Source organism: Streptomyces lycii, assembly GCF_009735685.1.
GTDB lineage: Bacteria > Actinomycetota > Actinomycetes > Streptomycetales > Streptomycetaceae > Streptomyces > Streptomyces lycii.
The window spans coordinates 1-23,353 of record NZ_WHPN01000327.1; the positions used below are offsets into that span (position 1 = coordinate 1).

17 protein-coding genes are annotated in these 23,353 nt (G+C 73.4%); 7 read left to right on the plus strand and 10 right to left on the minus strand.

What is annotated here, in order from left to right:
- On the minus strand, positions 1–646 hold a 646-nt coding region (locus GCU69_RS20520; protein WP_156206835.1), incomplete at its 3' end, for a lytic polysaccharide monooxygenase.
- A gap of 205 nt (positions 647–851) precedes the next feature.
- On the opposite strand from GCU69_RS20520, the gene GCU69_RS20525 reads away from it, so the two are divergent.
- The gene (locus GCU69_RS20525; protein ID WP_098754508.1) at positions 852–1,733 is read left to right on the plus strand and encodes an SDR family oxidoreductase; all 882 of its coding nucleotides are present in this window, start codon (positions 852–854) and stop codon (positions 1,731–1,733) included.
- A 449-nt stretch (positions 1,734–2,182) separates the two neighbouring features.
- Here GCU69_RS20525 and GCU69_RS20530 read toward each other — a convergent pair whose 3' ends face one another.
- The 4 genes from GCU69_RS20530 to GCU69_RS20545 form a co-directional block, all read right to left on the minus strand.
- On the minus strand, positions 2,183–3,097 hold the full coding sequence (locus GCU69_RS20530; protein WP_235978597.1) for a universal stress protein: 915 nt from the start codon (positions 3,095–3,097) through the stop codon (positions 2,183–2,185).
- Positions 3,098–3,160: 63 nt separating this feature from the next.
- A complete protein-coding gene (locus GCU69_RS20535; protein WP_156206836.1) occupies positions 3,161–5,593 on the minus strand; it encodes a glycoside hydrolase family 65 protein in 2,433 nt (810 codons plus the stop codon).
- Positions 5,590–6,471 (minus strand): HAD family hydrolase, encoded by an 882-nt coding sequence (locus GCU69_RS20540; RefSeq protein WP_098754510.1) that lies wholly within the window; start codon positions 6,469–6,471, stop codon positions 5,590–5,592. The genes GCU69_RS20535 and GCU69_RS20540 overlap by 4 nt, the downstream gene beginning before the upstream one ends.
- Before the next feature lie 72 nt (positions 6,472–6,543).
- A complete protein-coding gene (locus GCU69_RS20545; protein WP_098754511.1) occupies positions 6,544–7,416 on the minus strand; it encodes a universal stress protein in 873 nt (290 codons plus the stop codon).
- Positions 7,417–7,604: 188 nt separating this feature from the next.
- On the opposite strand from GCU69_RS20545, the gene GCU69_RS20550 reads away from it, so the two are divergent.
- A complete protein-coding gene (locus GCU69_RS20550) occupies positions 7,605–8,066 on the plus strand; it encodes a cyclic nucleotide-binding domain-containing protein (protein WP_408055826.1) in 462 nt (153 codons plus the stop codon).
- Between the two features lie 13 nt (positions 8,067–8,079).
- Here GCU69_RS20550 and GCU69_RS20555 read toward each other — a convergent pair whose 3' ends face one another.
- The 5 genes from GCU69_RS20555 to GCU69_RS20575 all read right to left on the minus strand — a co-directional run bounded on the left by GCU69_RS20555 (position 8,080) and on the right by GCU69_RS20575 (position 14,440).
- Positions 8,080–9,495, minus strand: coding sequence for a GH1 family beta-glucosidase (locus GCU69_RS20555; protein ID WP_156206837.1), 1,416 nt, complete (start codon positions 9,493–9,495; stop codon positions 8,080–8,082).
- Positions 9,496–9,504: 9 nt separating this feature from the next.
- A complete protein-coding gene (locus tag GCU69_RS20560) occupies positions 9,505–10,959 on the minus strand; it encodes a GH1 family beta-glucosidase (RefSeq protein ID WP_098754513.1) in 1,455 nt (484 codons plus the stop codon).
- 126 nt (positions 10,960–11,085) lie between these two features.
- Entirely contained in the window at positions 11,086–12,006 is a 921-nt protein-coding gene (locus GCU69_RS20565; protein ID WP_098754514.1) for a carbohydrate ABC transporter permease, read from the minus strand.
- A 4-nt stretch (positions 12,007–12,010) separates the two neighbouring features.
- Positions 12,011–13,009, minus strand: a complete 999-nt coding sequence (locus GCU69_RS20570) for a carbohydrate ABC transporter permease (protein WP_098754515.1) — start codon at positions 13,007–13,009, stop codon at positions 12,011–12,013.
- A 90-nt stretch (positions 13,010–13,099) separates the two neighbouring features.
- Positions 13,100–14,440: an ABC transporter substrate-binding protein gene (locus tag GCU69_RS20575; protein WP_098754516.1), complete on the minus strand. Its 1,341-nt coding sequence runs from the start codon at positions 14,438–14,440 to the stop codon at positions 13,100–13,102.
- A gap of 1,759 nt (positions 14,441–16,199) precedes the next feature.
- Here GCU69_RS20575 and GCU69_RS20580 point away from each other — a divergent pair.
- The 5 genes from GCU69_RS20580 (at position 16,200) to GCU69_RS20600 (ending at position 23,338) form a co-directional block, all read left to right on the plus strand.
- Positions 16,200–17,234, plus strand: a complete 1,035-nt coding sequence (locus GCU69_RS20580) for a LacI family DNA-binding transcriptional regulator (RefSeq protein ID WP_098755457.1) — start codon at positions 16,200–16,202, stop codon at positions 17,232–17,234.
- 629 nt (positions 17,235–17,863) lie between these two features.
- Positions 17,864–18,892, plus strand: a complete 1,029-nt coding sequence (locus GCU69_RS20585) for an ROK family transcriptional regulator (protein WP_235978598.1) — start codon at positions 17,864–17,866, stop codon at positions 18,890–18,892.
- Positions 18,893–19,070: 178 nt separating this feature from the next.
- On the plus strand, positions 19,071–20,498 hold the full coding sequence (locus tag GCU69_RS20590) for a GH1 family beta-glucosidase (RefSeq protein ID WP_098755293.1): 1,428 nt from the start codon (positions 19,071–19,073) through the stop codon (positions 20,496–20,498).
- Between the two features lie 49 nt (positions 20,499–20,547).
- Positions 20,548–21,681, plus strand: coding sequence for a radical SAM protein (locus tag GCU69_RS20595; RefSeq protein WP_156206838.1), 1,134 nt, complete (start codon positions 20,548–20,550; stop codon positions 21,679–21,681).
- 25 nt (positions 21,682–21,706) lie between these two features.
- Positions 21,707–23,338, plus strand: coding sequence for an FAD-dependent oxidoreductase (locus tag GCU69_RS20600; RefSeq protein WP_170315894.1), 1,632 nt, complete (start codon positions 21,707–21,709; stop codon positions 23,336–23,338).
- The last annotated feature ends 15 nt before the right edge of the window (positions 23,339–23,353 follow it).

The window sequence follows — 23,353 nt, forward strand, 5'->3', positions numbered from 1 at the left end:
CCCGGGGTGCCGTCTCCCCGTCGCGGCTGCCGCCTGCCGGGACGAGGACGACGTCGGAGCACGCGTAGTAGGTGTCGGGCGTGTCGGTGTTCCGCCAGATCGTGTAGAGCAGATGCCGTCCCGTCCGGCCCCCGGGCAGCCGTCCCGCCATCCGGTACGCACCGTCCCGGAACTCCGGGTCGGTCGCCGTCAGGAAGGGCTCGCGGTCGAGGTCCGACCACGTCAGCGGGCGTGACGGGTCGTAACCCGGCCGGGTGAGATGAACGCTGAACGTCCCCCGGTGCTCGATCGTCGACGCGTAACGGAGCGTCAGCCGGTCCCCCGCCCGCAGCCGCGTCACGGGCCAGTCGGTGCGGGTGGAGTCCAGCGCCCGGTAGGCGTCCCGTCCCGCGCCGCACAGCCGGCCGTCGGGCACCGCCCCGCGGTCCCGGCCGCGGACGTCCGGCAGCCGCAGGTCGTCCCACGCTCCGACGCCCCGGCAGCCGGGCGAGCGGGCGAACTCCCCGCCGGGCGGACCGCAGGCGGCGGTCCGGCTCAGCGGGTCCGCGGGCGCTCCGTGCGCCGCCGCCGGCAGGGGCAGCAGCGGCAGCAGCAGCGCCGCGGCACCGGCGAGGGCAGCCGGAACGGCCGTGCGATGCGCGGTCATACGAGGGACCTCCCGAGCCCGAGCCCGTCCGGCGGCGGACCCGCCTGCCCCTCTATTACGCGGCGGCGGAGCGGCGTGTTCAGGCGCGCGCCCCCGCGGGGAGCACGCGCCCCGCTCGCGCCCCCGCGGGCGGACGGTTTCCGCCGCGGACGGCAGGGGCACCCGTAGACAGCTCCGAGCCGACCGACCCGAACAGGAAGCGCAGATGAGCGACGACCAGCAGAATCCCGTCACCCAGCACCCGCAGCCGGACTTCCCCCAGCAGGACCAGCCGCACCCCGGCCACCCGGGCGACATGCGGCCCGAGCCCGACCACGGCGAGTCCTCCTACCGGGGCAGCGGGCGGCTGGCGGACCGGCGCACCGTGATCACGGGCGGGGACTCGGGCATCGGGCGGGCCGTCGCCCTGGCATACGCGCGCGAGGGGGCGGACGTGCTGTTCACCCATCTGCCGGAGGAGGACAAGGACGCGCGGGAGACCGAGCGGCTGGTCCGGGAGGCGGGCCGGCGCGCGGTGGCCGTGCCCTGTGACATCCGCGAGGAGAGCGCCTGCCGGGATCTGATCGAGCGCGCGGTCTCGGAGTTCGGGCGGATCGACGTCCTGGTCAACAACGCGGCGTTCCAGATGGGGCAGCCGGACGGGATCGAGGGCATCAGCACCGAGCAGTTCGACCGGGTGGTGCACACCAACCTCTACGGCATGTTCTGGCTGTGCAAGGCGGCCCTCCCGCACATTCCGGAGGGCGGCAGCATCATCAACACCACGTCCGTACAGGCGTACAACCCCAAGCCGCACCTGCTGGACTACGCGATGACCAAGGGCGGCATCGTCACGTTCACCCAGGGACTGGCCGCGCAGCTGGCCGAGCGCGGCATCCGCGTCAACGCGGTCGCGCCCGGGCCGGTCTGGACTCCGCTGATCCCGGCCACTCTGCCGGACACCGAGCAGTTCGGGAAGCAGGCCCCGCTCCAGCGTCCGGCGCAGCCCGCCGAGATGGCGCCGGCGTACGTCTTCCTGGCCTCGCAGGAGGCGAGCTACATCACCGCGGAGATCCTCAACGCGACCGGCGGCAGCCCGCTGCCGTAACGGCGCGACGGTGCCGGTGCCAGTTGGCGGTGGCGGTGCCGGTGGAGGTGGCGGTGGCGGTGGCGGTGGCGGTGGCGCCAGGACGTACGGGGCGCGGGGCGCGGCGTACGCACCCACCGTCCGGCGGCCCGCCCGGACGGTGACAGCGCGCGGTCCGCCGGACGGTGACGGCGCGTGAGACCGGATACCCGATGCCGCGCGCCGTGCGGTGCCCGACGCCCCGCGGCGCCCGGCACCGGGCACCGTGCGTCAGCCCCACACCCGTGCACCGCGCGGCGGTCCCACACCGTGCACCGCGCGGCGGTCCCCCACCGTGCGGAGGGGGCCGCACCCGGCGGTGCGCGAGACACCGTGCGTGCCGACGCCGGAGGGCCGCGGCAGGGTCCGGGAGCACCGTGGCCCGCGCGGGCAGCCCCCGCGCAAGCGCCGCGCGAGCAGCCGCGGCCGGGTCAGGGATGCGCCACCACCGCGACCGGGCAGTCGGCGTGGTGGAGCGTCGCGTGCGCCGCTGGGCCGAGGTGCCGGCCGCCGGAGGCGGCCCGGCGGCCGATGACGAGAAGCCGGGCCCGGGCCGAGGAGGTGAGCAGCACCTCCGTGCCGCTGCCGATCTCCACCCGGGTGGTGACGGGCACCTGCGGAAACCGCTCCCGCCACGGCGCCAGCGCGTCCTCCAGCAGCTTCTCCTCGTGCGCCTCGATGCCGCCGTGCTCGTCGGCGAGCCGCATCGCGGACGGGCTGTAGCTGAACACCGTCGGCGGGCTCCAGGCGCGTACCGCGCGCACCCGCAGTCCGTGCGCCGCCGCCGCCGCGAAGGCGAAGGCCAGCACCGGACCGCTCTGTGCGGAGGTCCCCCGCAGTCCGGCGACGACCTCGTCGCGCTCCGGCCGCGGGCTCTCGTCGCCGCGCACCATCACCACCGGGCAGCCGGCCCGCCCCAGCACCCGAAGCCCCACGGAACCGAGCAGAAAGCCCAGCACGGGACCGTACCGGCGGGAGCCGAGCACCAGCATCTCCGCTCCCTCGGCCCCCTCCACCAGGGAGTCCACGGCGGGCTGCGGCACCCGCTCGGCGGTGATCTCCAGACCCGGATGGCGCTCCCGCAGCCCCCGTTCCGTGCTCCGCAGCATGTCCTCCGCCAGCCGCCGGTGGGTTTCCTCGTCCTGGGTGACGGGCATGTCGACCGGTTCCCAGCTCCAGGCGTGCAGCAACAGCAGCGGCAGCCTCCGCGCCGAGGCCTCGTGCGCGGCCCACTCGGCGGCGGCCCCGCCCGCGCGGCTGCCGTCGACACCGGCGACGACGGGACCGGGCAGCCGTCCCGGCCCGGGCACGGCGTCGGGCGTGGGCTCGGGCATGGGCTCGGGCATGGGTTCCACCTTTCGTCGTGACGGCCGGAGCCCGTGGCAGTGGGCCGGGGCGCCGGCTCCCCGTCAGTGCTCCGGGGTCTCCAGCACGCAGGACTCGCCGGGTTCGACGGTGACGGCCCGGTCGGGCAGCACCAGCCGGATCGGCGGCTCGTCGGACTCCGGTACGTCGATCCGCAGCCGGCCGCGGGTCAGCTGCATCCGTACCCCCCAGTGCCCGTGGTACCGCACCGAGAAGCCGTATTCGGACAGCTCGGGCAGCGGCGCCGGGTCGAGCATCAGCTCACCGGTCCGCGGCTCCATGCCGGTCAGGCCCCGCTGGACCAGGTCGAGCGTGCCGGCCATGGCGCCCAGGTGGATGCCTTCCTCCGTGGTGCCGCCCTGGAGGTCGGCGACGTCGCTCTCCAGCGCCTCCCGGCAGAACTTCCACGCCTCGGCGCGCCGGGCCCGGGCGAGGACCCAGCCGTGCACCAGGCCGCTCAGGGTGGAGCCGTGCGAGGTGCGGTTCAGGTAGTAGTCGACGGTGCGCCGCCACACGGTGTCGTCGAGGGTGTGCCCCAGCCGGCGGAACAGCGCGGCGAGTTCGGCGGGCGGGAAGAGGTAGCCGAGCATCAGCACGTCGGCCTGTTTGGAGGCCCGGTAGCGGTTGACGGTGTCGCCCTCGGCCTCCAGGATCCGGTCCAGCCGCCGGATGTCGCCGTGCCGCCGCCGCAGCCCCTCCCAGTCCAGCTCGGCCAGCCGGCCGTAGCCCTCGAACTGGCTGATGACGCCGTCGTGGAAGGGGATGTGCAGGGCACGGGAGACCTCCTCCCAGCGCTCCGGTTCGTCCTCCTCGGTGCCGGTGGCCTCGAACAGCTCCCGGCGGCGCGGCTCGGGCAGGGCGCGCACCACGTCCAGGGTGCGCGCCAGCACCCAGGCCGCGGTGACGTTCGTGTACGCGTTGTCGTCCAGGCCCGGGGACTCCGCGCCCGGGTAGCCCTCGTGGTATTCGTCGGGGCCCACGACACCGCGGATCCGGAAGCGCCCGGGCCGCGGGTCGTACACCGCGCTGCTCGCCCAGAACCGGGAGATCTGCACCAGCGTCTCCACGCCCTTGGTGTGCAGGTACTCGGTGTCCCCGGTGGCCTCGCAGTACCGGAGCACGTTGTACGCCACCGCCGAGCCGACGTGGTGCTGGAGCCGGGAGTGGTCGGGCAGCCAGCGGCCGGAACGCGGGTTGAGGTGCAGCTCCTGGGTCTCCTCCCGGCCGTCGCTGCCGCTCTGCCAGGGGAACATCGCCCCGTCCCGGCCCGCCTCCCGCGCCGACTGGCAGGCCCGCGGCAGCCGCCGGTGCCGGTAGTCCAGCAGGGCCCGCGACACCTCCGGGAAGTGCAGGTTCAGATACGGCAGCACGAACAGCTCGTCCCAGAAGACGTGGCCCCGGTACGCCTCGCCGTGCAGGCCCCGGGCGGGCACGCCCACGTCGAGTTCCGCGGTGTGCGGCGACAGGGTCTGCAGGACGTGGAAGAGGTGCAGCCGCAGGATCTGCCCCGCCTCGCCGGGCACGTCCAGTTCGGCACGCTCCCACAGCTCGCGCCACGCCGTGCGGTGCGACTCCAGCAGCTCCTCGAAGCCGGGTGCCGCCCCCGCCCGGTCCAGCGCCGCGTCGAGCGGCCCGGCGATGGCCGGGTCCCGGGAGGTGTGCAGGGCGACGGTCTTGTCGACGGTGACCGGCCGGCCGGGCCTGGCCGGCAGATACAGCGTCCGGTGGGCCTGGGCGGTGCCCGGCTCCAGCCGGTCCGCGGCGGGCCGCGGGTCGGCGGTGGTGCGCGCGGCGAACGCGATCCGCACGGCGGACTCGCTGGTACGGCAGCGCAGCCAGACCGTGTCGGGGGCGGCCGTGCCGGTGGTGACCCCGGTGAGGTGGCGGCCCGCCAGGTCGCGGTAGCGGGGGACGCCGGAGTTGGTGATCTCGCCGTCGAGCCCGGACTCGACCTCGAAGGCGCCCGACCAGTTCTCCGCCTGCAGCACGGTGCGCAGGACCGCCAGGTGCGGGTCGGCCATGTGCAGGAACCGGGTCTGCCGGACCCGGATCCGGCGGCCCCGCGCGTCCTCGTAACGGGTGTCCCGGTCCAGGGTGCCGCAGCTCAGGTCCAGGGTCTGCCGGTGGTCGAGCAGCCGGTCGGCGTCCGGCGAGAACCAGGCGGTGTCCGGCCCGCCGCTGCCCGGCTCGCCCTCCTGGCCGCGGAAGCGCAGCGGGAGCCAGTTGGGCAGATTGACCATGTCCTCGTTCTCCACGGTCCTGGTCTGCTCGCCGTGGACCGTCGAGGAGAGCCGGTTGTAGCAGCCCGCGGCGTAGGTGCCCGGGTAGTGCAGTCCGTCGTCGGTGGCCTCGGGGGCGGCGCCGCGGGTCGCGAAGTAGCCGTTGCCGAGGGTGCACAGCGCCTCGCGCAGCCGCTCGGCGGACGGGTCGTAACCCGTGTATCCCCAGCTCCACGCGGTCGTCTCGGGTTCGGTCACGGCGGGCCTCCCGCGGGCTCGGGTCCGGGCGGTTCCAGCAGCTCGGCGAGATCGCGGACCACGACGTCCGCGCCGTGCAGATGCAGGTCGCGGGCCGCGGTGGCCTCGGCAGCGGGGTCCGCCCCGGGGGCGTCCGCCGCCCGGTCGACGCCGATCACCAGCCCGAAGCCGCCGCGCCGGCCCGCCTCGACACCGGCGAGCGCGTCCTCGACGACGGCGGCCTCCCCCGGATCGGCGTCCAGCCGCCGGGCGGCCTCCAGGAACAGCGCCGGGTCGGGCTTGCCGGGCAGCCCCAGCCGGGCGGACTCGGCGCCGTCCACGACCGCGTCGACCATCTCCCGCACTCCGGCGCTCTCCAGCAGCTCGGGGGCGTGCCGCGACGCGGAGGCGGCGGCGCAGGGCGTCCCGGAGAGGTTCATCGCGCGCAGCAGCCGCACGGTGCCGGGATACGCCTCGATGCCCCCGGCCCGCAGCCGCTCGGTGAACAGCCGGTCCTTCAGCGCGGCGACGGCCCGCACGGTGTCCGTGCCGGGCGGGTCCTCCGGGTCACCCTCCGGCAGTCCCACGGCGCGGGAGGCCAGAAACGCGGCGGCACCGTCCAGCCGCGACTTCCCGTCCACGTGCCGGCGGTAGTCCTCCGCCGCGTCGAAGGGGCGGCGCTGCGCCGGGTCGGCCGGCGGGTGGTCGCGCAGCGCGGCGTCGAAGGCCTCTTTCCAGGCGGCGGCGTGCACCCGCGCCGAGTCGGTGATCACCCCGTCGGTGTCGAGGACCAGCGCCCGTACGCCGCCCAGTACCCGGGACGGGCGCTCCCGGGGCGCGGTTCCGCCCGCCGGGGCCGTTGTTCCGGAGCCCGCTCGGGGCTCGGCTGACGCCGCCATCGTCGGCTCCCTCCTGCACCGCCACCGCGCCCGGGTGCCCGGGCGCCGGGCGATCACACCTGGCGCGGGCCGTCAGGTCTGCTGCGGTACGACGGCCACCGGGCACGGGGCGTGGTGCAGCACGGCGTGGTTGACCACGCCGAGCTGGAGACCGAGGTGGTGGCCGTGCCGCCGCTGGGCCCCGACGACGAGGAGGTCGGCCGACGCCGACTCCTCCAGGAGGACCCGGCGGGCCGGCCCCTCCGGGGTGCGGCGGGTGACCTGCACCCCGGGGTGGGCGCGCCGCGGTTCGCGCAGCAGGTCGTCCAGGTACTCCGAGGCCCGGTCGGAGTGCGCCTGGGCGGGCTCGCCGCCGATCAGCGGGTGGTCGGGGACCTCGTGGGCGGGACAGCGCCAGGCCCGTACGGCGCGCACCTCGGCGCCGCGTGCCTCGGCCTCCCGGAAGGCGAACTCGGCGGCGGAGCTTCCGTCGGTCTCGTCGCCCGCGCCGAGGACGATCCGGCCGGTGCCGGGCGAGGGCTCCGTGCCCCGGGCCACGACGACGGGGCAGTCGGCGCGGGCGGCCACGGCCAGGCTCACCGAGCCGAGGAGCAGTCCCCGCAGGGTCCCCCGGCCGCGGGAGCCGGTGACCACCGCGGAGGCGTTGCGGCCCTGGCGCAGCAGGGCGTAAACGGGGTCGTCCGGCATCAGTTCCGTGCTGGTGCGCACTCCGGGCTGCCGGGAGCGCGCACGGTCCTCGGCGTGGCCGAGGATCTCCGCGGCGGTCGGCGGGTCCGCGAAGCGCTCGTCCCCGGCCGGTGACTCGGTGCCCTCGTAGGGCCCCCACAGCGAGGCGTGCACGATTTTCAGCGGCACCTGGTGCCGGGCGGCCGCGTCCACGGCCCAGTCGATCGCCGGCAGGCTGTGTTCCGAGCCGTCGGCGCCCACAACAACGGGCAGTTCCATCGTTCATCCTCCTCGTCGGATGACCGGCCCTGCGTGCTCACCTTCCACGGTCGCACCTGAGCGGGCCCGCCGGGAGGGCGTCCGGCCTCTCACGGGCGCGGCTGTCCGGCCCGGGGCATCGCGGAGCGTTCCGTATCACCATGGGAACAGGACACCGGTGGACCGGCGCGCGGGAAGGGGCGAGAACGATGATGATCACCAGAACGGGTGTGCTGCACTCGCTGGCGCCGGAGCAGCGCCGGCGGCTGATGGAGCTGGGCCGGGAGGTGTCGATCCCGGCGGGCACCCGGATCTTCGAGGAGGGCCGGCGGGCCGACCGGTTCTGGCTGCTGCACACCGGGAGCGTCGCCCTGGACCTCAGGGTGCCGGGGCGCCGCTCCCCCGTCGTGGAGACCCTCGGCAGCGGGGACCTGCTCGGCTGGTCCTGGCTGTTCCCGCCCCGGCGGTGGCACTTCGGGGCCGAGACGGTCAGCCGGGTGCACGCGTACGAGTTCGACGTGGCGGCCGTGCTGGAGCTGTGCGAGAGGGAACCGGCGCTGGGCCGGGACCTGGCCGTCGCCGTCGCCGCGGTGGTGGGCGAACGGCTGACGACGGCCAGGACCCGGCTGCTCGACCTGTACGGGCCCTACGGCAGCGGCCCGCGGCCCTGAGGAGCCGGGGTGATCACCGGGCCGAGCCGTGGGCGGCCCGGTGCTCGGCGATCAGTTTCCGGTACCAGTGGTAGCTGTCCTTCGGGGTGCGCTCCAGGGTGTCGTAGTCGACGCGGACGACGCCGAAGCGGCGGTCGTAGCCGAACGCCCATTCGAAGTTGTCCAGCAGGGACCAGACGAAGTAGCCCCGCACGTCCACCCCGGCGGCGATGGTGTCGGCCAGCGTGTGCAGGTGGTCGTGCAGATAGGCGACGCGTTCCTCGTCGTGCACGGCGCCGTCCGCGGAGACCTCGTCGGCCTCCGAGGAGCCGTTCTCGGTGATGAAGATCGGCGGCAGCCCCGGGTAGTCGCGGCTGAGCCCGGTCAGCAGGTCGGTGAGCGCGCCGGGGACCACGGGCCAGCCCATCGTGGTGTGCCGGACGTCGGTCCGCCAGGACTCCGCGGCGCCGATGTCCACGGCGGTGCGGGCGGCCGGGTCCGGCTCGTTCCGGGGCGCGTCCCGCACGGTGACCGGCCGGTAGTAGTTGATGCCGACGAAGTCCAGCGGCGCGCCGATCAGCTCCAGGTCCCCGTCCAGCCGGTACGGGGGGTCCTCGGCCAGCGTCTCCCAGGTCTCCCGCTCGTGGAGCGGGTAGCGGCCGGCGAACAGCGGGTCCAGCCAGACGTCGTTGTGCACGGTCCGCGCGCGCCGCACGGCGGCGATGTCCGCCGGGGAGTCCGTCGCCGGCAGCAGCAGGTCCGGGTTGAGGGTGATGCCGATCTCCCGCGCCCCCGCGGCCCGCAGCGCCCGGACGGCGAGACCGTGGCCGACCAGCAGGTGGTGCGCGGCGGCCAGGGCTCCCCGGCCCTCGCGGACGCCCGGGGCGTGCCGGCCCAGCCCGTAGCCGAGGAAGGCGCTGCAGTACGGCTCGTTCAGCGTCATCCAGCGCTCGACCCGGTCGCCGAGCCGCTCGGCGACGGTCCCGGCGTACTCGGCGAACCGCTCCGCGGTCTCCCGCACCCGCCAGCCGCCCCGGTCCTCCAGGGCCTGCGGCAGGTCCCAGTGGTAGAGCGTCGCGGACGGCGAGACGCCCGCTTCGAGCAGCGCGTCGACCAGCCGCTCGTAGAAGTCCAGGCCGGCCGGGTTCAGCGGGCCGTCGCCCAGCGGGCGGACCCGGGGCCAGGCGATGGAGAACCGGTAGCTGTCCACGCCCAGGTCGCGCAGCAGCCCGATGTCCTCCGGCCAGCGGTGGTAGTGATCGCAGGCCACGTCTCCCGTCGCGCCCTCGGCGACCTTCCCGGGGGTGCGGCAGTACGTGTCCCAGATCGACGGGCCGCGGCCGTCCTCGGCGTGGGCACCCTCGATCTGGTACGCGGCGGTGGCCGCGCCGAACCGGAAGCCGGCGGGGAACCGGGGGAAGGTGCGGGGCCGCGGGGTGGTCGTGGTCATGAGTTCCTCTCAGTCGTGCGGGTACGGCTCTTCCTCGGGTACGGCGTCCGGGAGCATCCCGGTGCGGGCGACGCCGCCGTACCACCGGGCGCTGGATTTGGGGATCCGGGCCTGGGTCTCGTAGTCGATGTAGATCGCCCCCACGCGCTTGCCGTACCCGTAGGTCCACTCGAAGTTGTCGAGCAGCGACCAGAGGAAGTAGCCGCGCACGTCGGCGCCGTCCTGCACCGCGCGGAGCACCGCGTCGAGGTGGCGGTGCAGATACGCGATGCGCTCCGGGTCGTGCACCGAACCGTCCGGACCGGGCTTGTCGTCGTACGCCGCGCCGTTCTCCGCGATCACCAGCGGCAGGCCGGGGAAGTCCCGGGTGAACTGCGTCAGCAGGTGGTAGAGGCCGGTCGGGTCGACGGGCCAGCCCATCGCGGTGTGCTCGCCCGACGGCTGGTGGAAGTCGACGCCCTCCGCGCCCGGCCAGGGCGACACGGGGCGGCCGGCGGTGCCGCGGACGCGTTCCGGCGGCGGGGCCGCGGACACCACACGGGACGTGTAGTAGTTGATCCCGAGCGAGTCCAGCGGCTGGTGCACCGCCTCCAGGTCCCCTTCGCGCACGAAGGACCAGTCGGTCAGCCGCGCCGTGTCCTGGAGCAGATCGTCCGGATAGGCGCCGGCCAGCATGGGCCCGGTGAAGATCCGGTTGCCGACCGCGTCGATGCGGCGGGCCGCCTCCACGTCCTCCGGCGCCTCGGACAGCGGCCTGACCAGGTGCGGGTTGAGGGTCACGGAGATCTGGGCGCGCGGCGGCAGGGTCTCCCGGAGCACGGCCGCGGCCCGGCCGTGGGCGAGGTTGAGATGGTGGGCGGCGCGCAGCGCGGCCACCGGGTCGGCGCGCCCCGGCGCGTGCGCCCCGGAACCGTAGCCGAGAAAGGCGCTGCACCACGGCTCGTTGAGGGTCGTCCACAGCGAGACCCGGTCGCCGAGGCCCTCGGCGACCAGGGCCGCGTAGTCGCCGAAGCGCTCGGCCGTGGCCCGCCGCGGCCAGCCGCCGACGTTCTCCAGGTCCTGCGGCAGGTCCCAGTGGTAGAGGGTGACCGCGGGCTGGATGCCGTGCGCCAGCAGTTCGTCGCAGAGCCGGCGGTAGAAGTCGAGGCCGCGCTGGACGGCGGGGCCGCGCCCGGTGGGCTGGACCCGCGGCCAGGAGACGGAGAAGCGGTACGCGGTCAGGCCCATCTCCGCCATCAGCCGCACGTCTTCCGGCATCCGGTGGTAGTGGTCGGCGGCCACGTCGCCGGTGTGGCCGCGGAAGACCTTGCCCGGGGTGTGGCTGAACGTGTCCCAGATCGAGGGTGTGCGGCCGTCCTCGGTCGCGGCGCCCTCGACCTGGTACGCGGCGGTGGCCGCCCCCCACACGAAGCCCGGCGGGAAGGAGCGAGCCGTGGTTCCGGGCCGGACGTCGTGCGCGGTCATGGGGGGTGCGCTCCTTCGGGTGGGTACCGATGGGGGGTGGGGTGGTCCCGGCGGCAGGCGGCGCCGGAGCCCGGACCTCGCGGTCGCGCGGACTCCGGCGTCACGGTGCCGGCGGGTGCGGTGCCGTCAGCTCTTGACGGCACCCTGGGTGATGCCGCCGACGACGTGCTTGCCCAGCAGCGCGAAGACCAGGAGCAGCGGCACGGTCGCGATGAGGGCACCGGTGAGGACGATGGCCTGGTTGACGGTGTGGTTGCCGGATCCCAGACCAGCGAGGGCGACTTGGAGGGTGGGCTGGCCGTCCGGGGTCAGGGCGATGAACGGCCAGAAGAAGTCGTTCCATGCCTGCACGAAGATCAGCATACCGAGCACGGCCATCGCGGGCCGGGCCACCGGGAAGACCACGTGCCAGATGACGCGGAGGCTGTTGGCCCCGTCCATCCGGGCGGCCTCGACAAGCTCCACCGGCAGCGCCTCCAGCAGGTACTGGCGCATGAAGAACACGCCGAACGCCGCCACCAGCATGGGCAGCATCACCGACTGGAGCTGGTCGACCCAGCCCAGCTCGGTGATGATCTGGTAGAGCGGGATCACGCTGAGCTGCGGCGGAATGGTCATCGTCGCGACGACGACCGCGAGCAGGGCGTTGCGGCCCCGGAAGCGCAGCTTGGCGAAGGCGAACCCGGCCAGGGTGGCGAAGAGCACCGTGCTGGCGGCCACCGTGCCCGCCACGACGGTGGTGTTGATCAGCGCCGTACCCATGTTGACCTGGTTCCAGGCGATCTCCAGGTTGGTGAAGAGCTGGTCGCCGGGGAGCAGCGGGGACGGGGCCTGGACGACGCGCTCGCCGGTGTGGGAGGCGGCGACCACGTTCCAGTACAGCGGGAACAGGGACAGGAACGCGGCGATCGCCAGGACGATGTACGTGACGGGCCCGGCGTGGTGCTGGCGCCCCGCGCGGTTCGCCTTCTTCCGGTGCCGCGTCGGCGGCTGCTGGTGCCTGGGCTGCTGCCGCTTGGCCGGCGCCTTGGTCAGGGCGTGTGTCATGAGGTCAGGCCCCCAGCTTCTTGCGGTTCCAGCGGGCGAACAGCGCCTGCACCGCGCCGATGAACAGCAGGAGCAGCAGCATCACCCAGGCGATGGCCGAGGCCTGGCCCAGCGAACCGGTGACCCATCCGTTCTCGTACATCAGCAGGCTCAGCGTCTGGTACTGGTTGGACGAACCGCCGCCGATGCCGAGGCTGCCGCCGAACAGCATGGGTTCACCGAAGAGCTGGGTCGCGCCGATGGTCGAGACCACGATGGTGAAGAGGATGGTCGGCCGGATGGACGGGATCGTGACGCTGATGAACTGCCGCCAGCGGGAGGCCCCGTCGAGCGCCGCCGCCTCGTAGAGGTCGTTCGGGACCGCCTGCATCGCGGCCAGGTAGATCAGGGCGTTGTAGCCGGTCCACCGCCAGGTGACGATGACCGAGATGGCGATCTGCGCGGGCCACTTGTCCGTGTCCCAGTTGACCGGGTCGACACCGAAGACCCCGAGGAGCCCGTTGATCATCCCGTAGTCGGTGTTGAACAGCTGGGCGAAGACCAGCGTCGCCGCGGCGATGGAAGTGGCATAGGGCGCGAGAATGGCGACCCGGTAGAAACCCCGTCCACGGAGCTTGTAGTTCAGCAGATGCGCGAGTCCGAGCGCCATCATCAGCTGCGGAACGGTGGAAATGACGCCGATGGTGAAGGTGTTCGCCAGCGCGTTCCAGAAGAAAGAGCTGTCCCACAGTCCGGTGTAGTTCTCCAGCCCGCGCCACTCGGCCGATCCGCCGAGTTCCACGCGGTGCAGCGAGAGCCATCCGGTGTAGATGAGGGGGAAAAGTCCGAAGGCAGCGAAGGTGAGGAAAAAGGGGGCGATATAGGCGTACGGCGTTGCCTTCATGTCAAGGCGGTAGAGCCGGCTGCGCCACGGACTCCCCGCCTTGCGGCGCTGTGGGGGTCGGGGGCCGGGCGGCGCGGACGGCTGACTGCCGTCGGCGGCCGCCCGTACGGAGGTAGCCACGGGTGGCGTCCTTCCAGGTCTCGTGTGACGGTGACTCAGGCGGACGGGCCGCCCGGCAGCTTGCGCCGGCGGGCGGCCCGTCGCGTCCCGTTACTGGTCGATCTTCTCGTCGATCAGGTTCTGCACGTTCTCCCAGGCCTTGTCCGGGTCGGTGCCGCGCTGCTCGATGTCGAGGATTCCGTTGTCGGTGATGAAGGTCTTCACCTGGCCGTCGTAGCGGCCGATCGGGGCGGGCTCCACGTTCTCGGCGGCGGCGGAGTAGATCTCACCGATCGGGGTGTCCCCGAAGTAGTCGATCTTGGCGTTCTGCACCTCGGGAGAGGCGATCGCGTCGGTCGTCGACGGCATCAGACCGGCCTTGGCGAACACCTTGGCCTGCTGCTCGGGCGCGGTCAGCCAGGCGGCCAGCTTCGCGGCCTCCTTGGTGTGCTTGCCCGCCTTGGGCACCGAGAGGAAGGAACCGCCCCAGTTGGCCGGGACCGGCGCCGCGGCGATGTCCCACTTGCCCTGGTTGTCCGGGCCCGCCTGGTCCTTGATGATGTTGGTCATCCAGCTCGGGCAGGCGACGGTGGCGAACTTGGAGTTCTTGAAGCCCGCGTTCCAGGTGCCCTTCTCGTCGAACTGCCGCAGCTTGGCGGTCAGTCCGGACTCGGCCGCCTCGGAAGCGATCTCCCAGGCCTTCTTCACACCGCTGCTGTTCTCGTAGTCCAGCTGGCCGCGGGAGTTGGAGTACTGCTCCGGCTCACTGGAGATCACCGCGTTGAACAGTCCGCTCGCGGAGTCGTGGAAGGCGGCACCCTTGGGCGCGTTCTTCTGGTACTCCTTGCCCTGCTCGACGAACTTCGACCAGTCGCCCTCCCAGAGCTTGGCGACTTCATCGCGGTCCGTCGGCAGTCCGGCCTTCTCGAAGAGGTCCTTGCGGTAGCAGATCGCCATCGGGCCGATGTCGGTGCCCAGCCCCACGACCTTGCCGTCGGGCGTGCTGGCCTGCTTGACCTTCCAGTCCAGGAAGTTGGCGGTGGAGACGCCCTCGGCCGAGGTGAGGTCGAGGAACTTGCCGGCCAGGGTGGGGCTGGTGGCCTCCGCGATGTAACCGACCTCGATGGCCTGGATGTCGGAGAGCCCGCTGCCCTGGGAGAGCCGCAGCTTCAGCGTGTCCCAGTACTTCTGACCGTCGGAGACGTTGTTCTCGACGATCTTGATGTCGGGGTTCAGCTTCTCGTACTCGGCGTAGAGCTTGGCGCCGGTCTTGTTGTCGTAACCGAACGACCCGAACGTGCCGATGCGCAGCTCGATCTTGCCGTCACCGCCGGCCCCGCCGCCGGAGTCGGCGCTGCAACCGGTGATCAAGGCCGCGCAGGTCGCGAGCCCCGCAACCGCGGCGATCGCGGTTCTGCGGCCACGGCCGCGGATCCTGCTGGAAGTGCGCATTCCACTCTCCTTGTCCAGGTGATTCTCTGGGCGGTTCCCACGGCGGTCCGGGGACGGCGACGGCGGCTCGGCAGCGGCCGCACCCGGATCACGGGGAGCAGACGGGGCCGGCCCCGGTTGGCCGGGCCGGCGAAGGCAGTGCTCGGTGCTGTGGGGGTGACGAGCGGTGGCCCTCCCCCCGGAAGGCCCCGCTCCGCCTGGCAGGATGTGGGAGCGCTCCCACTCGCGCCATGCCGGAAGGCTCGCCCCTCCAGGGGGAAAGTGTCAAGACGTGAATGCGGATTCGTTGCGCGTATGTGTCCCAACGGCCATGTGGACATGCCTGCGGAGGCAGGTCCGGCGCAGGCGGGACGGGCCGGAGCGGCACCGGAGAGCTTCCGGCGCAGGTCCGGCAAGGGGGCGCGCCGAACCAGAACGCCCATCACTTTTCGAAGGGAGGACCGGAGCCGGCCCTCCCGCGGGCCCGTCGCGCCGCGCACCGGCCCGGGCCACCACCGACCACGAGGCGCCACCCGCCACCCTTTCCCGGCGCCGGGCCCCGGCACCGCCCCGCCCACCGGCGTACGCCTGCTCCTTCTGAGGGTTCAGCACATCCTGCCGCTTCCGGCCGCCCGGCGCTCCCGGACCGGAGAAGGCGCCGGAATTTCACGCGCGGACGCCCGGAAACCCTTCGGATCCAGGGCGCGGGACGCCTCCGCCGGAGCCGTTCGGACCGGCGCCCGTCGCAGAACCGGGCGCCGGGCCGTGGCTGCGGCCGGATGCCGCCGCCTGTGACCGGCAGTCCGGCGGCGAGGCCGGAGGGCCCCAGGCGGGGCACGGTGGAAGGACCCGGTCCTCCTCCGTGGTCGCGGCTGCTGAAGTTTCCGGGTGGCAGCCCGTCCGACCGGGCGGGAAGCGGCGAGTGCGGCCCTCGGCGGGAGGAGTCGGCCCTTCCCGTGTCGGCGGCTGGATGCCGTCGCCGTGGGGTGGCAGTCCGGCCGGCGCGGTGCGCGGCTGGGGGCGGGGGTTGCGGCGGGCCGGGTGGAGCGGTTGCCCGTGTCCGTGGCCGGATGCCGACCCTGCGGGGCGGGGCGTCGGGGTGCTCGTTGACGGGCGGCGGGTGCGGGACGGCGGGCGGGACGGGTCCGCAGGGAGGGGTCTTCACGCTTACGTGCATGTGCGCCCGCCACCACGGGTGCAGCCTGCCGGTACCGGTCCACGCGGCCGTGAATACGCCATGGATGACCCCCTCCCGGGGGGCCGGCCCCGGCACCCCCACCGAACCGGGCCGCCCCACCCCGCCCCTCGACAACACACCCGGACACACCCCGGCCGCAGCTCAACCGCCGCTTCCGACCAAGCCCGGCGGACCCCGTCGACCCGGTCCCCCCTCCAGCAAGCAACCCCTGCGGGAGCCCGGGGCGTTGGCCCGCACGACCACCGCCGGCGGGCGCCGGAGCGGGCCCGGCGGCCCCGGGGCCGGCCGGAGCAGCGAAGACCACTGCCCGGGGGCACAGGACCGCCCCCGGAACCCTCGGCTAGCATGGGAGCGCTCCCAGGTCATGCGCCGATTCGGGGAGCGGGAAGCGGAACCGGGGCGATCAGTTCCGCACGACCGCCGGCCCGCCACCCGCGCCGGCACCCGCGCCCGGGTGAGCACACGACAGCAATCCGTACGAACGTACGACCACTGGCCGGCGACGGCCTGAACCCGGCTTCCGCCCTCCAACACTCAGCCACTCAGCTGCCGGGCGGGCAGGCCGACGGCATGGAGGCCTGAATGGCGGTGAACGGACGGCGCAGCCGACAGCCGACGCTGGAGGAGGTCGCCGCCCGGGCCGGGGTCGGCCGGGGCACCGTGTCCCGGGTGATCAACGGCTCGATGCGGGTCAGCGACCACACCAAGGCGGCGGTCGAACAGGCCGTCGCCGAACTCGGCTACGTCCCGAACCGGGCGGCCCGGGCCCTGGCGGGCCACCGCACGGACGCCATCGCCCTGGTGATCCCCGAGGCCGAGACCAAGCTGTTCGCCGAGCCGTACTTCTCCGACATCGTGCGGGGCGTCGGAGCCGAACTCGCCGACACCGACATGCAGCTGCTGCTGACCCTGATCCGCACCAGCAAGGAACGGCAGCGCTTCGCGCACTATCTGCGCGCCCAGCGGGTCGACGGCGTCCTCGTCGTCTCCGTGCACGAGGACGACCCGCTGCCCGACCTGCTCGAGGACCTCGGCCTGCCCGCCGTGCTCAGCGGGCGGCGGTCCGACCTGGAGTCCGTCTCGTACGTGGACTCGGACAACGTCGGAGGGGCCCGTTCCGCCGTCGCCCACCTCATCGCCGGCGGGCGTCGGCGGATCGCCACCATCACCGGCCCCGCCGACATGTACGTGGCGCAGTGCCGGCTCGACGGGTACCGCCAGGCCCTGGAGGCCGCGGGCACCGGGCCGGACGGGCAGGAACCGCTGGTCGCCCGGGCCGACTTCACCGAACAGGGCGGCCGCCGGGCCATGGCCGAGCTGCTCATCCGGGAGCCGAAGCTGGACGCGGTGTTCGCGGCGTCCGACGTCATGGCGGCCGGAGCGCTCTACACCCTGCGTGAGGCGGGGCGGCAGGTCCCGGACGACGTGGCCCTCATCGGCTTCGACGACTCGGCGATCGCCCGGCACACCGATCCGCCGCTCTCCAGCGTGCGGCAGCCCATCGAGGAGATGGGACGGGCCATGGCGCGGGTGCTCATGGAGGAGATCACCTCGCGGTCCACGGCGAAGCGGCATGTGGTGCTGGGGACGCGGCTTGTGCACCGTGCCTCGACGTAGGGCGCTCGCGCTGGGCGGTGCTCATGGGGGCGCCGGGGCGCGGCCGGTTCGTGCCCTCGGACCGGGTCGCGCGCTCGGGCCACGTCGCCCGGCCGGTTCGGGCGGGGTGGTCGGGGCCGGGGGGAGCGGGGGTGTGTTCGGGTGCCGGGGACGGGCCCTCCGGGAGTGGGGGCCTCCACCGCACATGTGCGGCCGCCTGAATCGGTACCGGAGGTCTGAACCCGTGGTGGCGGCCACAAATACACGTAAGCGTGGAGGACACCCTCCCTGCGGCCCCGTCCCCTCCCGCCACCCCGCGACTGCGGCCCGTCACCCCGTCGGCCGGGCCGCCACCGGGCCTCGGCCGTGCCCCGCAGCCGCGGAATGGGGCCGGGATGGGAACCGCCACCCCGCGACTGCGGCCCGTCACCCCGTCGGCCGGGCCGCCACCGGGCCTCGGCCGTGCCCCGCAGCCGCGGGACGGGGCCGGGATGGGATCCGCCGTCCCGCGGCTCGTCGTCCGGCCGGACGGGCCGCCACGGGCGCCTGCTCGGCGGTGTACCGCGCCGGAGGCGGCATTCGTGCAGGCCAGGAACGCACCCCGGGGAGGTGTTCAACTCTTGAATGATCGGTTTCGTCCAGGTGAGGCCGTGGCCTACCGGACCGCCACTCCGCGTACGGCGCGGGCCATCAACGACCGGATCGCGCTGGAGCTCCTCGTTGAGCGGGGACCGCTGACCGCGCCGCAGTTGCAGGGGATCACCGGGCTCTCCCGGCCGACCGTCGCCGAGATCGTGAAGCGGCTCGGGGACGCCGGGCTGATCGAGGTGACCGGGCGCACCGGGGACCACCGGCGCGGTCCCAACGCCCGGGTGTACGCCCTCGCGGCAGGGCGCGCACACGTCGCCGCGCGGGGGCGCGGGGGCGAGATCCGGGTGGCCGATCTCGGGGGCCGGACGGTGGTCTCGGTGGGCTCGCCGGGCGAGCTGGACGCGGCCCTGCACGCGGCCGGTGTGCCGGTGCTGCACACGGCGGCCCTCGCGGGCCCGGACCCCGAGGTGCGGCGGGCGTTCGCCCGGCGGGCCTCGACGGTGGTCGTGGAGAGCGAGGCCAACCTCGCGGGGCTCGCGGAGCACCGGCGGGGAGCCGCCCGGGACCGGCGGGACTTCGCCCTGCTGTGGCTCGGTGCGCGGACGGACGCGGCCCTGGTGCTCGACGGCAGGCTGCGCCGGGGGGCCTCCGGCGGGGCGGGGGCGATCGGCGGACTGCGGCTGCCCGGGGGCGAGTCGGACTTCCAGTCCCTGCTGGGCGGGCCCTCCGTACGGGCCCTGGCCCGGCGGCACGGGCTCGCCGGGCCGGCCGCGGCGGGCGGCAGCCGGGGCGCGGCGTTCTGGGCGGAGCTGGCGCAGCGGGCGGCCGCGGGGGCCGCGGTACTGGCGGCCGTGCTCGATCCCGGGTGCATCGTGCTGGGCGGGGAGGCCGGGCGGGCCGGCGGGGAGTATCTGGCCGGGCTCGTCCGGTCCCGGCTCGCCGGGATGTCGCCGGTGCCGACCGAGGTCCGGCCCGCCGCCGGGGGCCCCGGAGCGGTGCTGGAAGGGGCTCTGCAACTGGCGCTGGACACGGCGCGCGCGGAAATCTTCGGCGGGGTTCCGCGGCAGCGTACAGCGTTGAAATCTTGACACCGGCAGTTGGCTCCGCCACATTTGTGGGAGCGCTCCCAGTTCCCTCTGTTTTGGATAGTAGAAATGTCAGCTGACCTGGTGAGCACATTCCGACTGGATTTGGGAGCGCTCCCATCACTCGCGACGCCGCGAGACCGTATTCGACAGTTTTTGATGACGAGGTCCCGACGTGACAATGCACGACGAACAGACCGCTGTGGCACCGGCTTCCAGCAGGTCCCAGGATGCCGCCTTCCCCAACGGCTTTCTCTGGGGTGTCGCCACTTCCGCCTACCAGATCGAGGGCGCGGTCCAGGCGGACGGCCGCGGCGCCTCGGTCTGGGACACGTTCGCCCACACGCCCGGACGCGTCGTCGGCGGTGACACCGGTGATGTGGCGGCCGACCATTACCACCGCTACCCGGAGGACGTCGCGCTGATGTCCGAGCTGGGCCTCGGTGGCTACCGGTTCTCCGTCTCCTGGCCCCGGATCCAGGCCGACGGCACCGGCCCCGCCAACCAGCGCGGACTCGACTTCTACAAGCGGCTGGTCGACTCCCTGCTGGAGCGGAACATCGAGCCGGCCGTCACCCTCTACCACTGGGACCTGCCGCAGGCCCTGGAGGACGAGGGCGGCTGGCTGAACCGCGACACCGCCTACCGCTTCGCCGAGTACGCCGCGCACGTCCGCGAGGGCCTCGGCGACCGCGTCCGCCTGTGGACCACCCTCAACGAGCCCTGGTGCGCCGCCTTCCTCGGCTACGGCGAGGGCAAGCACGCCCCGGGCGTGCAGGACACCAAGGGCTCGCTCAAGGCCGCCCACCACCTGCTGCTCGCGCACGGCTTGGCCGTCCCGGCGCTGCGCTCGGCCGCCCCGGGGCCGATCGAGATCGGCACCACGCTCAACTTCTACCCGGTCTCCGCCGCGTCCGAGGACCCCGCGGACCAGGACGCCGCGCACCGCATCGACATCCTGCAGAACCGGATCTTCCTCGACCCGGTGATGCAGAGCCGCTACCCCGCCGACATCCTGGCGCACGTCGAGAAGGTCACCGGCACCGATCACATCCACGACGGCGACGAGGCCGCGATCGGCGCGCCGATCGACTTCCTCGGCGTCAACTACTACACCTCGTACCACGTGGCCGGCGGCGGCGAGAGCGACGGCAGCGCCTCCCCCTGGCCCGGTGCCGAGGACGTGCGGTTCCTGCACTGCGGCCGCCCCGAGACGGGCATCGGCTGGGAGATCGACTCCGACGGCCTGCTCACCCAGCTGGAGCGGATCAACGCGGACTACCCCGGCATCAAGATCCTCATCACCGAGAACGGTGCCGCCTTCGACGACACCATCACGCCGGACGGCCAGGTCCACGACGCCGACCGCATCGCCTACATCGACGCGCACCTGCGCGCCACCCATGAGGCGATCGCCCGCGGTGTCGACGTACGCGGCTACTTCCTCTGGTCGCTGCTGGACAACTTCGAGTGGGCCGAGGGCTACGCCAAGCGCTTCGGCATCGTCCATGTCGACTTCGAAAACCAGCAACGCACCCTGAAGGACAGCGCGCGCTGGTACGGTGCCGTCGCCCTGCGCAACGGTCTTCCCGCCGACCGGGAGGCCTGACCTCTCACATCTCCGCACCGCATCCGCACAGCTGTGAAAGAGGAACGTCATGACGGAAGCCGACAGACCACTGGGAACCCCCCGGGTGGCGGACAACCTCGACCTGGTGGGCAAGCTCTACCAGCGGTCGGTCTACCCCGCGGTGCGCGAGGTGGCGGACGGCCGGCGGCTCAAGTGGCCGCTGGTCGTCGACCTCGACCCGACCACCCTGTGCGATCTGGCCTGTCCCGAGTGCATCAGCTCCGGGGTGCTGCACAGCGGCCAGTTCTCCGGTGACCGGATCCTGGAACTGGCGCACGAGATGGCGGATTCGGGTGTGCGCGCTGTCATCCTGATCGGCGGCGGCGAGCCGCTGATGCACCGCTCCATCGGCAAGGTGATCGAGGTGCTGCACGGGGCGGGGATCCGATTAGGACTCGTCACCAACGGCACGCTCATCGGGCGCTACCTCGACGAGCTGGCGGACATGGTCTCCTGGGTCCGCGTCTCCATGGACGCGGCCACCCGGGAGACGTACGACATCTTCCGGCCCAGCCGCCGCAAGACCAGTGTCTTCCCGCAGATCGTGGGCGACATGCGCCGGCTCGCCGAGCGCAAGGCCGGGCGGCTGGGCTATTCCTTCCTGCTGATGCAGCGCCGCGACGCGGAGGGCCGGGTCACCGAGAGCAACTACCACGAGGTACAACTCGCCGGTGAGCTGGCCAAGGACATCGGCTGCGACTACTTCGAGCTGAAGGCGATGCTCGACGCCGACCACTTCACCGTGAACCAGGCGGCCGAGGACACCGAACTGGTCGAGAAGCAGTGGAAGGCCCTCGGAACCATCGAAGACGAATCGTTCCGGCTGCTGCGGTCGTCCAACTGGATGGCCGTCCGCTCCGGCTCCGACCCGGTGCAGCACAAGGACTACGCGGCCTGCCCGGTCGCCGAGCTGCGCACCACGGTCACCCCGAACGGCGTCTACATCTGCCCGTACCACCGCGGCAACCCGAAGGGGAAGCTGGGCGACCTCACCGGCACGACGTTCGCCGAGATGTGGGAGAACGCCGACACCACCGCCGTCGACCCGCGGTCCGACTGCCGGTTCCACTGCGCACGGCATCCCACGAACGTCGAGATCGGCGCGCTCCGGGAGCGCACCGGACCCGTCGAACTGACCGATGACTTCGATCCCTTCATCTGACGGCACATCCGGACAGGACCCGCCCATGTCACCTTCCCCCGAACCCCGGCCGGCCCAGCGCCGGTCCGTGCCCCTCCTCCGCGCCGGGGGACGGTTACGGATCGCTGTCATCGGCGCCGGGCCGGCCGGACTCACCAGCGCCAAGCAGGCACTGGCCGAGGGCCACGAGGTGGTGCTGTACGAGAAGAACGCGGACGTCGGCGGCATCTGGGACCCGGCGTCGGGCGGGGCCTATCCCGGCGTCCGCATGCAGAGTTCCCGGATGAGCTTCCCGTTCTCCGACCACCCGCCGGTCCGGGTCGACGACTTCCCCACCCTGGAGCAGGTGCACGCCTATCTGCGGTCGTACGCCGAGTCCTTCGGTGTGCTGCCGGTCTGCCGCTTCGGCCACCGGGTGAGCCGGGTCGTGCGGCGCGGCTCCGGGGGCTGGGAGGTCACGGCGCGGCACGGCGGGGAGGAGGACCGGGAGGTCTTCGACGCGGTGATGGTGGCCAGCGGTGAGCTGTGGGAGCCGCGCCGCCCGGAGCGGCTGCCGGACGCCTCCGCCCCGGTCCGGGTCCTGACCGCCAAGGGGTACCGCGGGCCGCGGGAGCACGCGGGGCGCCGGGTGCTGGTGGTCGGCGGCGGGGTGAGCGGGGCCGACATCGCCTCCGAACTGGCGGGCACCGCCTCGCGCGTGGACTGGTCGGTCCGCCGCCCGGCGCTCTTCCTGCCGCGCGACTGCGCGGGGATCTACAACGACGCGCTGTTCTCCTACATCGGCCGGATCGGCCTGGAGGAGTTCCCCTACGACCGCTATCTGAAGTGGCTGGGCGAGCTGCTGCCGGACTACATGGCCATGTACCGGGCGACCGGGCTGCTGCCCACCGAGGGCTACCACGGGGCGGTGCACATCAACGAGAAGGTGATCCCCCGCGTCTACCGCGGCCAGATCGCCGTACGCCCCGCCTTCGAGAGCTTCGGCCCGGACGGCTGCGTCACCTTCGCCGACGGCACCACCCGCTCGTACGACGACGTGGTGCTGTGCCTGGGCTACGGCATGCCGGACTACGGCTTCCTGGCGGACTTCCGGCAGGAGGACCTGTACGAGCACCACTTCTGGCGGCACGATCCCACCCTGATGGTGATCAACACCCCGGTCGACACGGAGGCGTTCGGCACCGCGTGCCCGTACTTCGAGGCGATCGCCGGCTGGGCCCTGGCGGTGCTCGCGGGCCGGGCCGGGCTGCCGTCGCCGGAGGCGATGACCGACTGGTGCGAGCGGCACATGAGCCGGCTGGACCAGCGGCGGTACTTCGACTGCTGGCTGGAGACCATCCGGATCGGTCTGGCCGCCGGCAACCTTCCGGACCCGCGCACGGACTTCGGCGCGTACTGGCAGCTGGTGTCGGGCACGGTGGCGCCCTCCCGGCTGCGTCCCGGCGGGCCGGCCGCGACCCGGCCGGCCGCGTTCGACCAGCTCTTCGACATGGACGCGCTCCGGCACCGGGTCCTGGCGTCCCTGCCGCTGGCCGACCGGGACGCGCTGCTGGCCGGCGGGCGCATCGGGCGGGCGGACTACGAGGCCGCGCTGCTGGTCCGGGAGGGCCGGGAGCTTCAGCCCTGGCTGCCGTACCGGCAGCGGGAGAGCACGGCCGGGGCGCCCGTTCCGGGCTGAACACCGCCGCCTTGG